The organism is Pseudomonas sp. M47T1 (assembly GCF_000263855.1).
Taxonomy (GTDB): domain Bacteria; phylum Pseudomonadota; class Gammaproteobacteria; order Pseudomonadales; family Pseudomonadaceae; genus Aquipseudomonas.
The window spans coordinates 73,085-86,364 of record NZ_AJWX01000001.1; the positions used below are offsets into that span (position 1 = coordinate 73,085).

At 63.7% G+C, this 13,280-nt stretch carries 10 protein-coding genes; 7 read left to right on the top strand and 3 right to left on the bottom strand.

Annotation, left to right across the window (positions count from 1 at the left end):
* Positions 1–38 precede the first annotated feature (38 nt).
* Positions 39–1,037, bottom strand: a complete 999-nt coding sequence (locus tag PMM47T1_RS00345; RefSeq protein WP_008364693.1) for a D-cysteine desulfhydrase — start codon at positions 1,035–1,037, stop codon at positions 39–41.
* Positions 1,038–1,348: 311 nt separating this feature from the next.
* Here PMM47T1_RS00345 and epsC point away from each other — a divergent pair, with 311 nt between their 5' ends.
* Positions 1,349–2,284 (top strand): serine O-acetyltransferase EpsC, encoded by a 936-nt coding sequence (gene epsC / locus PMM47T1_RS00350; RefSeq protein WP_008364695.1) that lies wholly within the window; start codon positions 1,349–1,351, stop codon positions 2,282–2,284.
* A gap of 347 nt (positions 2,285–2,631) precedes the next feature.
* On the top strand, positions 2,632–4,596 hold the full coding sequence (gene betT / locus PMM47T1_RS00355) for a choline transporter BetT (RefSeq protein WP_043300589.1): 1,965 nt from the start codon (positions 2,632–2,634) through the stop codon (positions 4,594–4,596).
* A 150-nt stretch (positions 4,597–4,746) separates the two neighbouring features.
* Here the strand turns inward: betT and PMM47T1_RS00360 are convergent, their stop codons facing one another.
* Entirely contained in the window at positions 4,747–5,772 is a 1,026-nt protein-coding gene (locus PMM47T1_RS00360) for a LacI family DNA-binding transcriptional regulator (RefSeq protein ID WP_008364699.1), read from the bottom strand.
* 215 nt (positions 5,773–5,987) lie between these two features.
* Here PMM47T1_RS00360 and PMM47T1_RS00365 point away from each other — a divergent pair, with 215 nt between their 5' ends.
* The 5 genes from PMM47T1_RS00365 to PMM47T1_RS00385 all read left to right on the top strand — a co-directional run bounded on the left by PMM47T1_RS00365 (position 5,988) and on the right by PMM47T1_RS00385 (position 12,301).
* Complete coding sequence (locus PMM47T1_RS00365) at positions 5,988–8,231, top strand: TonB-dependent receptor (RefSeq protein WP_008364700.1); 2,244 nt, start codon at positions 5,988–5,990, stop codon at positions 8,229–8,231.
* 3 nt (positions 8,232–8,234) lie between these two features.
* A complete protein-coding gene (locus tag PMM47T1_RS00370; protein ID WP_008364702.1) occupies positions 8,235–9,566 on the top strand; it encodes an LLM class flavin-dependent oxidoreductase in 1,332 nt (443 codons plus the stop codon).
* A gap of 112 nt (positions 9,567–9,678) precedes the next feature.
* The gene (gene mgrA / locus PMM47T1_RS00375; protein WP_008364705.1) at positions 9,679–10,716 is read left to right on the top strand and encodes an L-glyceraldehyde 3-phosphate reductase; all 1,038 of its coding nucleotides are present in this window, start codon (positions 9,679–9,681) and stop codon (positions 10,714–10,716) included.
* A gap of 53 nt (positions 10,717–10,769) precedes the next feature.
* Complete coding sequence (locus tag PMM47T1_RS00380) at positions 10,770–11,696, top strand: sulfonate ABC transporter substrate-binding protein (protein WP_008364707.1); 927 nt, start codon at positions 10,770–10,772, stop codon at positions 11,694–11,696.
* Between the two features lie 362 nt (positions 11,697–12,058).
* On the top strand, positions 12,059–12,301 hold the full coding sequence (locus PMM47T1_RS00385; RefSeq protein ID WP_008364708.1) for a hypothetical protein: 243 nt from the start codon (positions 12,059–12,061) through the stop codon (positions 12,299–12,301).
* A 143-nt stretch (positions 12,302–12,444) separates the two neighbouring features.
* On the opposite strand, the gene tauD is transcribed toward PMM47T1_RS00385, so the two are convergent.
* Entirely contained in the window at positions 12,445–13,278 is an 834-nt protein-coding gene (gene tauD, locus PMM47T1_RS00390) for a taurine dioxygenase (RefSeq protein ID WP_008364710.1), read from the bottom strand.
* Positions 13,279–13,280: the final 2 nt, after the last annotated feature.

Here is a 13,280-nt window from a genome sequence, read left to right on the forward strand (position 1 = left end):
AATAATAAAAAGTTTATTTTTAATTTGTTGCGGGTATATCAGTTTGACCAGATGCCCGGGTAGGCGAACAGCGCCGGGGCACCGCCGGTGTGCAGGAAAATCACCGGGCCGTGGCCGAAGCGCTGGCGGCCGATGCCGTCCAGCAGGCCGGCCATGGCCTTGCCGGTGTAGACCGGGTCCAGCAGCAGGCCTTCCTGGTTGGCCACCAGCTTTATCGCCGATAACGTGCCGGCGTTGGGTTCACCATAGCGCGGGCCGAAGAATTCATCCCACAGGGTTACCTTGAAGCGGTCGGGCAGTGGCACGCCCAGCAGCTCGGCAGTGCGTTCGGCGAGGCCTTGCACCTTGGGCGCCTGGGTTTCTTCGGGGCGTGACACGGTGACGCCGATTACGGGCAACTGCGGCAGCGACTCGCTCAGGCCCAGGGCCAAGCCGCTGTGGGTGCCGGCGCTGCCGGAAGCCAGTACCACGGCAGCGAAGTCCAGGCCCGTGGCCTTGATCTGCTCGGCCAGCTCCAGGCCGGCGCGCACGTAGCCCAGGGCGCCCAGCGCGTTGGAGCCGCCGATGGGCACCAGGTACGGCTTGCGGCCGCTGTCGGCCAGGCGCAATGCCAGGGCTTGCAGCTGTGCGTCGGCGTTGTCCAGGTTCTCCACCAGCTCCACCTTGGCGTCGAACAGGTCCAGCAGCAGGCGGTTGCCGTTGCCCAGGTAGTTGCTGTCGTCGGTGGCGATGGGGTTTTCCAGCAGGGCCACGCAGCCCAGGCCCAGCTTGGCGGCGATGGCGGCAGTCTGGCGCACGTGGTTGGACTGGATGGCGCCGGCGGTGACCAGGGTGTCGCAGCCCTGGGCCAGGGCGTCGGCGGCCAGGTATTCGAGTTTGCGCAACTTGTTGCCGCCCATGGCCAGCGGAGTCAGGTCGTCACGCTTGACGTAGATATCGCGGCCAACCCACTGGGACAGTCGCTCGAGTTTTTCCAGTGCGGTGGGCGCACCGAGCAGTTCGAGGCGGGGGAAGCGGGCAAGCGATTGCGTGATCATGGGGATTCCGGTGGGTGGGGGAAACAGGACTATAGGCAGCCGCTGATGGGTGAGCAACCCTGTGCTGTGCTGGGAGCGGGCTCTGCCTGCGGGACCGTGGTGTTCTTTTCGCGGGGAGAACCCGCTCCCACGGGACGGGTGAGCTCCCACCAGGTCGAGGGTTTCCCACAAGAGCCCCTCTGTAAGGAAAGGAACACCCGCCCTGCCTTATGTTCATAACTTCACCATCCATCAGAATCCGTTCTTTTTGCGGTGCGACAATCTACCGTAGAGTGGGCGCCGATCAGGCGGCCCTTTCAGGAGTACCCATTGTGAGCGACAAACCCCAAGGGCCCAACGGCCACTGGCAACTGCAGTCCATCGTTGGCCAGTTACGCGGTGCGCGCGAGCAGTGGCGCAGTGCGAATGGGCGCAGCAGCGGCGAGCAGGGTGGGCGGCAATTGCCTTCGCGCGAGGCGGTGCGCTGCATTCTCGAACAATTGTGCGGCGCGTTGTTCCCCATGCGCCTGGGCCCGGTGGACCTGCGCGAGGAAAGCGAGGACTTCTACGTCGGCCACACCCTGGACGCCGCGCTCAATGCGCTGCTGGCCCAGGCCCGGCTGGAGCTGCGCTACGCCGCCCGCCATCAGCAAGCCCAGGAAGATGTGGACGCCCACGCCCTGGCGCTGATCCAGGGCTTCGCCGCAGCCTTGCCGCAGCTGCGCATTTTGCTGGACACCGACGTGCTGGCGGCCTACCACGGCGACCCGGCGGCGCGCAGCGTGGATGAAGTGCTGCTGTGCTACCCCGGTATCCTCGCCGTCATTCATCACCGCCTGGCGCATCACCTGTACCGTGCTGGCCTGCCATTGCTGGCGCGCATCAGCTCGGAGCTGGCGCATTCGGCCACCGGCATCGACATTCACCCCGGCGCACAGATCGGCCCCAGCTTCTTCATCGACCATGGCACCGGCGTGGTCATCGGCGAGACGGCGATAATTGGCGAACGGGTGCGCATCTACCAGGCCGTGACCCTGGGCGCCAAGCGTTTCCCGGCGGACGAGTCGGGGCAGTTGCAGAAAGGCCACCCGCGTCACCCGATTGTCGAGGACGATGTGGTGATCTATGCCGGGGCGACCATTCTGGGGCGCATCACCATTGGCAAGGGCTCCACCATCGGCGGCAATGTGTGGCTGACGCGCAATGTGGCGGCCGGCAGCAACCTGACCCAGGCCAATCTGCAGCACGATGACGGCACCCAGAAATAACCTCTAATTCCAATTTTGCTGCTGTGGGAGCGGGCTCTGCCCGCGAAGGCCACACTGCGGGTTGACTGATACACCGCAGCGTTCTCTTCGCGGGCAGAGCCCGCTCCCACAGACGCCGCTTCCACATCTCACAGCAGTCGATTTTTAAAGGCGCCGGGGCGCCCGGTTTGGTCTGGAGTGGCCATCTGTGGTTAAATTGAACGGTTGTTCAATTTAAAAGATGTTCGCGTTCCGCGTTCTACAGGAGGTCATCCCTTGCTGAAAACGCTCTATTCAGCTGTTTTCCCGCCTTTCGAGGTGCACTGCCCATGAGTGCCTCGTCTTCTCCCGCCAGCGGCAATGTCCGCATGAACCCTCCGGTGTTCTACTTCGCCGCCAGCTTCATCCTGCTGTTTGGCATTGTCGTCATCGCGTTCCCGCAGCAAGCCGGGGCGTGGCTTAACGCCGCACAGGCCTGGGCCGCCAACACCGTTGGCTGGTATTACATGTTGGCCATGACCCTGTATCTGGTCTTCGTGGTGGTCACCGCCTTGTCTGGCTACGGCAAGATCAAGCTCGGTGCCGACCACGACGAGCCCGAATTCAGTTACCTGTCGTGGGCCGGCATGCTGTTCGCCGCCGGCATCAGCATTACCCTGTTTTTCTTCTGCGTCTCCGAACCCCTGACCCACATGCTTACCCCGCCACAAGGCGAGGGCGGCACGCAGGCGGCTGCGCGCCAGGCCATGCAGTTGCTGTTCCTGCACTGGGGCCTGCACGGTTGGGGTGTGTTCGCCTTCGTGGGGATGGCGCTGGCGTATTTCGCCTACCGGCATAACCTGCCGCTGGCGCTGCGCTCGGCGTTGTTCCCGCTGATCGGCAAGCGCATCAACGGCCCCATCGGCTACGCCGTGGACGGCTTCGGCATCATCGCCACGGTGTTCGGCCTGGGCGCCGACATGGGCTTTGGCGTGCTGCACCTCAATTCCGGCCTGGACATCCTGTTCGGCGTGCCGCACACCCAGTGGGTGCAGGTCATCCTGATCACGCTGATGATGGGCGCGGCGATCATCGTCGCCGTGTCCGGCGTGGACAAGGGCGTGCGGGTGATGTCCGACATCAACATGCTGCTGGCTGTGGCGCTGCTGCTGTTCGTGCTGTTCGCCGGGCCTACCCAGCACCTGCTGACCACGCTGATCCAGAACGTGGGCGACTACCTGGGGGCGCTGCCCACCAAGAGCTTCGATGTCTACGCCTACGACAAACCCAGCGACTGGTTGGGCAACTGGACGGTGTTCTACTGGGCCTGGTGGATAGCCTGGGCGCCATTCGTGGGGCTGTTCATCGCGCGTATTTCCCGTGGCCGCACCATTCGCGAGTTCGTTTTCGGCGTGCTGCTGATCCCGCTGGGCTTTACCCTGGCGTGGATGTCGATCTTCGGGAACAGCGCCATCGACATGGTGCTCAACCACGGTATGACCGCCCTGGGCCAGTCGGCGCTGGCCGACCCGGCCAAGACCCTGTACCTGCTGTTGCAGACCTACCCGTGGAGCCGCGAAGTGATCGCCGTCACGGTGTTCATTAGCTTCGTGTTCTTCGTGACCTCGGCAGACTCCGGCACCGTGGTGCTGTCGACTCTGTCCGCCCGCGGTGGCAACGCCGACGAAGACGGGCCCAAGTGGCTGCGCGTGTTCTGGGGCGTGATGACTGCCGTCATCACCAGTGGCCTGCTGTTCGCGGGCAGCATCGATTCGCTGAAGTCCGCGGTGGTACTGACGTCGCTGCCGTTCTCGCTGATCCTGCTGGCCATGATGTGGGGCCTGCACAAGGCGTTCTACCTGGAGTCCCAGCGCAAGATCGCGCAGATGTACTCCCTGGCACCGGTGGCCACCAACAGCCGTCGCGGGCGAGGCGGCTGGCGTCAGCGCCTGGGCCAGGCCGTGCACTTCCCATCGCGCGACGAGGTGTACCGTTTCATGGACACCCTGGTGCGCCCGGCGATCGAGGAAGTCTCGGCGGTGTTCACCGAGAAGGGCCTCAAGGTCGTCACCCAGGAAGACCTCAGCCACGACCAGGTCAGCCTGGAAATCGGCCACGGCGAAGAGCGCCCGTTCATCTACCAGGTGCAGATGCGCGGCTACTTCACGCCGTCGTTCGCCCGTGGCGGCATGGGCACCAAGGAGTTGAAGAACCGCCGTTACTACCGCGCCGAGGTGCATCTGGCCGAGGGTAGCCAGGACTATGACCTGGTGGGTTACACCCGTGAGCAGGTGATTAACGACATCCTCGATCAATACGAGCGGCACATGCAGTTCCTGCATATGGTGCGCTGACCCAGGAAGATGCTCACGCCCCCTGTGGGACCGGGCGAAGCTCGGGAAGCAGCCACCGCGGTTTTTTCAGGTAGCGCGCGTTGGCCTTTTCCCGAGCTTCACACCCGCCTTTAGCGATGGTGAGAGCCGCCAGGTTGCGGCCCCACATGGCTAGGCGCTTTCGCGTTCTACCAGCCGGCACTCCAGCAGATTCAGGCGCTCAACGTCCACCTCCCCCAGACTCTCCAACACCCGCGTCGCTGCCAACACCCCAATCTCCAGCGCCGGCGGTTTGATGGTGGTCAGGCTCGGCATCAGCATCTCGGCAAACGGATAATCGCCAAACCCCACCACTGCGCAATCCTCAGGGATCTTCACCCCCGCCCGCTGCCCTGCCAGCAACCCACCGGCCGCCAGGTTGTCGTTGGCAAAGATGATCGCCTGGGGCGGCGGCTGGCTGGCCATCAGCGCCTGCATGGCCTGCTTGCCCGCCTCAAACGGTGCAAGCCCTTCCTGCGGGGCATACACCTGCGGTTCAAGGCCCAGTTCAGCCATGGCCGCGCTGTAACCGTCACGTCGCTCCAGGGCACTGAAGTCCCCGGCTGCACTGTTCTGCACGAAGGCGATGCGCCGGTAGCCCTTGCCATGCAGGTACCGCGCGGCTGTGACGCCCACCTGGAAGTGGGAAAAGCCGATCTGGATCGGGCTGCGCTCGGGCCGGTAGTCCCAGGTCTCGATCAGCGGGATGTCCGCCTCGGCGATCATCTTTTCCGTGGCCTCACTGTGAAAGTGGCTGGTCAGCACCAGCGCCGCCGGTGACCAGCCCAGGAAGGCGCGCACGGCGCTTTCTTCCTGGTCCACGGAAAAGTAACTGGACGCCAGCAGCAGTTGGTAACCATGGCGGCTCAGGGTGTCGCTGAAGCCCTGGATGGTGTTGGCGAAGATCGGCCCGGAGATGTTGGGTATCACCATGCCGACGATCTTGCCCCGCGCCGACGCCAGTCCCCCGGCCACCAGGTTGGGCACGTAGCCCAGTTCATTGACGACGGCAGCAATGCGTTCACGGCGCTCGGGCGACACCTGGTCGGGCTGGTTGAAATAGCGCGACACGGTGATGGCTGACACGCCGGCCTGCTTGGCCACGGTGTTCAATGTCACGCGCCCGGCGCCCCGGCGTTTGCGCTTGTCGTCGCTCACGCATTGCTCCTCATAAAACTTAAAAGCATATAAAAGTAATTTTTCAGTATTGGACGGTCTATGTATGCATTGCCGATACTTTCGATGTTAGCGCTAACAAAGTGCTTTGTCTGCTACTCGCTCGAGCGAATGCCCACGACACCTTTCTGCGAAACGACAGACGCAGTGGCCGCAGAGCCACGGCCAGGGCCACAACCTTCGAGCAGGGCATCGACATGCAAAACCGATTTGGGGATCGCTTCAAAACCACCACCTTGGCCCAGGCCTTCGGCTGGACCCTGGCTGCCTGCGCTGCCATGCCGCTGGGCGCTGCCCAGGCAGCGGACGCCACGGCTGCAGCCAGCGACAGCAGCGCCGAGCCAGTGCTCAAGTCGGTGACCGTCACCGCCACCCGCCGCGAAGAGTCGCTGCAGAAGGTGCCCGTGGCCGTGACCGTGCTCGACGGTGAACAGTTGGGCCGGGAAAACCGCACCAGCATCGAAAGCATCGTCCAGCAGATCCCCACGGTGAACTTCCGTACTGGTGCCTCGAACAAGGACACTTCGCTGTTTGTTCGTGGCGTGGGCACTATTTCGACTTCGCCGGGTGTGGAGCCTACCGTGGCCACCGTGGTCGACGGCGTCGTGTATGGCCGCCCCGGCATGGCCACCCTCGACCTGCTGGACCTGGAACGCATCGAAGTACTGCGCGGCCCCCAGGGCACCCTGTTCGGCAAGAATGCCTCGGCCGGGGTGCTCAACATCACCACCAAGGCCCCCACCGACGAGACCCACGGCTACGTGGAGCAGTCCTACTACCAGGGCAACGAAAGCCGCACCCGCTTCGGCATCGGTGGCACGCTGATTCCCGGCACCCTGAAAGGCAACCTCACCGCGCTGGTGAGCGACTACGACGGCAACGTGCACAACAAGACCAACGGCCAGACGCTCAACGGTTACAACCGCAAGGGTGCGCGCGGCAAACTGGAGTTCACCCCCAACGACGACTTCAAGCTGACCTTGTCGGCCGACTACATGAACTCGGCCAGCGACGCGCCCAACGGCGTGATCAGTAGCAGCACCCTGGCCTCGTTCGGCAGTGCGCTGTCGCCGGTAACAGCCAGCTCGCACAACCGTGACATCGCCAGCGACTATCGCACCCACGTCAACGACTACAACAAGGGCCTGTCGGCGCAGGCCGACTGGAACCTGGGCGACTACACCCTGACGTCCATCACCGCCTGGCGTGGCTGGAACAACGACCAGTGGCAAGACGCCGACCACCTGGCGAACATCAGCGCCACCTACCCCGGCATTGATGACCGCGGCACCCTGAATTACGACCAGTACAGCCAGGAGTTCCGCATCGCTTCGCCCAAGGGCGAGTTCATGGAATACGTGGCGGGCCTTTACTACATGCACGCCCGGGACAAGGAGACCTACGAGCGTACATTGATCACCCCAACGGCCACCAACGACGGCATCGCCAACTACGGCACCACCAGCGACAGCGTCGCGGCATTCGGGGAAAACACCTTCAACTTCACCTCTACCTTCCGCGGCATTGCCGGCCTGCGCTGGACCCACGACCGCCTCAGCTACGACCACGAGCGCACGTCCACCTCGGTCGTGGCCGTCAACGGTATCAACCCCAGCACCAGCAGTTCGGGCGACACCGATGCCCATGGCTGGTCCGGGCGCCTGGGCTTCCAGTACGACCTGAGCGACAACGTCACCAGCTACCTGACCTACTCGCGCGGCTACAAGGGCCCGGCCTACAACGTGTTCTTCAACATGCAGCCGCGTGACACCCAGGCCCTGAAGCCGGAAACCTCCAACACCTGGGAACTGGGGGTCAAGGCGTCCAGCTGGAACAACCGCCTGACCACCAACCTGGCGGTGTTCCACAGCGAGTACCAGAACTACCAGGCCAACTTCTACGACACGGTGGCCAACCAGGTGGTGACCCGCCTGATCAACGCCGGCACGGTCAGCACCGAAGGCGTCGAGGGTGACTGGGCCCTGCAGGCTACGCGCAACCTGAAGCTGTCCGGCTCCTTTGCCTACACCCATGCACGCGTCGACGAGTTCAGCTGCCCGGCTGGCGCTGCCGCCAGTTGCAACGTCAATGGCAACGCGTTGCCGTTCAGCCCTGACTGGAAAACCTACGTGCGCGCCGACTACGACATCCCGCTGGACAACGGCATGGATATCGAACTGGGCACCGACTACAACTGGCAGAGCAAAGTGCAGTACGACATCAGCCAGGCGGCCGGCACCACCCAGGGTGCCTATGGCATCTGGAACGGCAGCATCGCCCTGGCCGACTATGGCAGCGGCTGGCGCGTGTCGCTGGAAGGCAAGAACCTGCTCAACAAGTCCTACTCGCCACTGCTGGCGACCGGCACCGGCTACGTCTACCGCGCGGTACCGCGTGATGACCAACGTTACTTCGGCATTCAAGTACGCAAGGACTTCTAAAGCATGAGCCAGGCACCACGACAACTGAAATTGGGCGCGTTCCTGATGGCCACCGGGCACCACGTGGCGGCCTGGCGGCATCCTGATGTGCCGGCCAACGCCGGCCTTGATTTCAAGCACTACAAGCGCCTGGCCCAGGTGGCCGAGCGCGCGCGCTTCGACACCCTGTTCGTGGCCGACAGCGTGGCGGCGGCCACCGGCGACATCGCCAGCCGCATGGCACGCTCGGATCACTTCGAGCCGCTGACCTTGCTGTCGGCGCTGAGCGCAGTCACCGAACACATCGGCCTGATCAGCACCGTCACCACCAGCTACAACGAGCCCTACCATGTGGCGCGCAAGTTCTCCTCGCTGGATCACCTGTCGGGCGGCCGTGCCGGCTGGAACCTGGTGACCTCCGATGCCGCCGCCGAGGCGCAGAACTTCGGCCGCGACGAGCACATTGGCCACGCCGACCGCTACAGCCGTGCCCGCGAGTTTTACCAAGTGGTCACCGGCCTGTGGGACAGCTGGGCCGACGATGCCTTCACCCGCGACAAGGCCGGCGGGCAGTATTACGACCCGGCCAAGCTGCACGTGCTTAACCATGTGGGCGAGCATTTCCGGGTCAAGGGCCCGCTCAACGTCGCCCGTTCGCCCCAAGGCCGGCCGGTGATTGTGCAGGCCGGCTCTTCGGAAACCGGCCGTGAGCTGGCGGCGCAAACCGCCGAAGTGGTCTTTACTGCCCAGACTTCGCTGGCCAACGCCCAGGCGTTCTACGCCGACCTGAAAGGTCGACTGGCCAAGTTCGGCCGCAGCGACGACTCGCTGAAAATCATGCCCGGGGTGTTCGTGGTGGTGGGTGATACCGAGGCCCAGGCGCGCGAGAAGTTCGAAGCCTTCCAGGCACTGGTGGAGCCCGAGGTGGGTGTGGCACTGTTGGGGCGTATGCTGGGTAACTTCGACCTGTCCGGCTACCCGCTGGACGGGCCGTTGCCGGAGCTGCCATTGACCGACAGCGGCCAGCAGAGCCGGCAGAAACTGTTGACCGAACTGGCCGGGCAGGAAAACCTGAGCCTGGCCGAATTGGGCCGCAAGATCGCCGGTGGCCGTGGGCATTACAGCCTGATCGGAACCGCGGTGCAGATTGTCGATCAGTTGCAGGAGTGGTTCGAGCAGGGCGCGGCCGATGGCTTCAACGTGCTGGTGCCACATTTGCCGGGCGGCCTGGAAGATTTCGCTGATTACGTAGTGCCCGAACTGCAGCGCCGCGGGCTGTTCCGAACCGAATACGAAGGCACAACGTTGCGCGAGAACCTGGGGCTGGAAAGGCCTGCGAACCGGTTTCTCTCATGACAGCGACGTGGGAGCGGGCTCTGCCCGCGAAAAGAACACCGCGGTGTTTGCTTTGCGGGCAGAGCCCGCTCCCACGATAAAATACAAAGCAGTTTATAAAAGCGAGGAACCGATGACCTACATCGCTGCGCAAGACCGCTACGAGTCCATCCCTTACCGCCGCGTAGGCCGCAGCGGCCTGGTGCTGCCCGCCCTGTCCCTGGGCCTGTGGCACAACTTTGGCGACAGCACGCCCATCGACACCCAGCGCGCCCTGCTGCGCACCGCCTTCGACCTGGGCATCAACCACTTCGACCTGGCCAACAACTACGGCCCGCCCTACGGCAGCGCCGAGATCAACTTCGGCCGCCTGCTGCGCGAAGACTTCAAGCAGTACCGCGACGAACTGATCATCTCCAGTAAGGCCGGCTGGGACATGTGGCCCGGCCCGTACGGCCAGGGCGGCGGCTCGCGCAAATACATCCTCGCAAGCCTGGACCAGAGCCTGCAGCGCCTGGGCGTCGACTACGTGGATATCTTCTATTCGCACCGCTTCGACCCGGACACCCCGCTGGAAGAAACCGCCGGCGCACTGGCCACCGCCGTGCAGCAAGGCAAGGCGCTGTACATCGGCATCTCCTCCTATTCGGGCGTGAAAACCCGCGAGATCGCCAAGCTGCTGCAGGAATGGAAAGTGCCATTGCTGATCCACCAGCCGGCCTACAACCTGCTTAACCGTTGGGTGGAAAAAGACTTGCTGGACGTCACCGACGAACTGGGCAGCGGCGTCATCGCCTTCACCCCGCTGGCCCAGGGCCTGCTGACCGACAAGTACCTCAACGGCGTGCCCAAGGACGCCCGGGTGAACAAGCCGGGTGGCGGCTCGCTGCTGCAATCGCACCTGTCTGACAGCAACCTGGCGCACATCCGCTCGTTGAACGAAATCGCCCAGCAACGCGGCCAAAGCCTGGCCCAGATGGCCCTGGCCTGGACCCTGCGCGACCCGCGCGTGACCTCCGCGTTGATCGGTGCCAGCCGCCCCGAGCAGATCATCGAAAACGTCGGTGCCCTGAAGAACCTGTCGTTCACCCAGGAAGAACTGGCGGCCATCGACCGTTTCGCCGTCGAAGGCGGCATCAACCTGTGGGAAAAGCCATCGCTGGCTGAGTGACCCTTCCAAGCCGGGGGCTTTTCGGCCCCCGGCCCCGCATTGCGAGAACCCTGATGAAACCACTAGCACGCCTGGCGGCCGGCCTGTCCCTGCTCGCCCTGACCTTCAACGCCCTGGCCGACCCGGCCGCGCTGCGCATTGGCTACCAGAAGGGCTCCATCGCCCTGGTGCTGGCCAAGGAACACGGCCTGCTGGAGAAACAGTTCCCGCACACCAAGGTGCAGTGGATCGAATTCCCCGCCGGCCCGCAGATGCTCGAAGCCCTCAACGTCGGCGCTTTGGACGTAGGCTCCACCGGCGACATCCCGCCGCTGTTTGCCCAAGCGGCAGGCGCGGACCTGGTCTACATCGGCGCCGAACCGTCCAAACCTGCGGCGGAAGTGATCCTGGTGAAAAACGACAGCCCGCTGCACAGCGTGGCCGAACTCAAGGGCAAGAAAGTCGCCTTCCAGAAGGGCTCAAGCTCGCACAACCTGATCCTGCGCGCCCTCAACCAGGCTGGCCTCACCTACAAAGACATCCAGCCCATCTACCTGAGCCCCGCCGACGCCCGCGCCGCCTTCGAGCAAGGTAGCGTTGACGCCTGGGTGATCTGGGACCCGTACTCCTCGCTGGCGCTCAGTGACGGCCACACCCGCAAACTCGCCGATGGCACCGGGCTGGGCCTGTCCGGGCCGCTTTACACTGCGCGCCGGCAGTACGCCGAGCAGAATGGGCCGTTTATCCACAGCGTGCTGGACGAACTAAGCCAAGCTGAAGCGCTGACGCGCAGCCAGCGCGAGGACAGCATCAACGTGCTGGCGGGCAACATGAGCCTGCCCAAGGCGGTGGTGGCGCAGTACATCGACAACCGTCCGCCTTCGCCCATCTCGCCGATTGACGACAAGATCATGGCTGCGCAGCAGGTGACGGCGGATTTGTTTTATCAGAATCGGTTGTTGCCCAAGCGTGTGGACGTTAGTAGCGCGGTGCTGAAGTAAATCCGTGTCGCCTGCTTCCCGAGCCGTGTGGGACCGGGCGAAGCTCGGGAAGCAGGCACCACAAATCTTGGGATTTTTCCCACAGTGTTATCGGAAGTGGCCGGGTAGTGATGCCCCAGGCATCGCCCTATAGTCCTCTGCGTTGCTGAGCATCAGCGACCGGGCGTGCAAGCCTGTCCAGAAACTTAGTCCCGTAAGCGCACAGCAGGCAGTAGAATTGCCTGCTGTGCTCGTTATGGCGGCTATGTGTGGGAGGCCTTCGGGTCTGCCGGCTCTGGACCGGTCTTGCACACCTGCGCATAGCTGCCACCTCATTCGCGTGCAAGCGAAGGTGGCTGTCTCAACTGTCCAGAGTACTTGCCATGACCAACCACGACGCCTCACCCCCCATCTTCCTGATCAACCCCGACTGCCCCGACCTCGACCTCTTCGAGTTCGCCACCCGCCGTTTCCAGACGGTGCGCAACCTGATGGAATCCTTGTCGTGCATGAATTCTTGCTCAATCGAGGGCAAGGACCTGAATGTGGCGGCGGATATTGCTTACCAACTGCTTCAGGAGGGCTGTGAGCTGTTGGAAAGTGTGCAGGGGCGCTTGGGGATGTGATGCAAAAACGATCTGACAGAGGTTGGCAGCTTAGGGTTAAAAATCCTCGCGTTCATGTGGATTTCAGAAATTAACTACCCCGACTGTCAAAAAACCTCATGATCGTGAGGATTACTCTTGAGAAGCCGTTGCTACGGCTTCTTTCAGAACGGCGCATCGCCCAAGATGGTCGCACGCTGCATCACCCGCCGCGCAGGCCGGTAATCATCCACCGCGTAATGCTGCGTGCTGCGGTTGTCCCAGAACGCCACGTCATTCTCCTGCCAGCGCCAGCGCACGAAGAACTCGGGGCGGGTGGCGTGGGCGAACAACAGCTTGAGGATGGCCTCGCTTTCCGCCGGTTCCAGTTCGTTGATGCGAGTGGTGAAGCCATCGCTGACGAACAGCGATTTGCGCCCGCTCACCGGGTGGGTGCGAATCACCGGATGGCTGATCGGCGGGTTCTTGCGGCGGGCTTCTTCCCAGCGCGCCAGGTCTTCAGGGGTGCTGCCGAAGCGCTCCAGCGGGAAGGACTTGGTGAAGTCGTGGGTAGCGGTCAGGCCATCCAACAGGCGCTTGAACGGTTCGGACAGCGCCTCGTAGGCCGCGATGCCGCTGGCCCACAGGGTATCGCCGCCGTAGGGCGGGATCAGCTTGGCGCTGAGCACCGCACCCATCGCCGGGGTGGGCAGGAAGGTCACGTCGGTGTGCCAGATGGCGTTGTCGCGCACGTCGGTGACGGCGGTGTCGAGGATCAGCACTTCGGGCTGTTCCGGCACATTCGGGTAGATGGGGTGGATGTGCAGGTCACCGAACTGCGCGGCAAAACGTGCCTGCTGCTGCGGGGTGACGGGCTGGTCGCGGAAGAAGATTACGTGGTGCTGGAGCAGCGCCTGTTCGATGGCGTCGCGGTGTTCGGCGGCCAGCGGCTGGGCGATGTCGATGCCGCTGATGACGGCGCCGATGGCAGGGCTGATAGGGGTGATGGTCAGGCTCATGG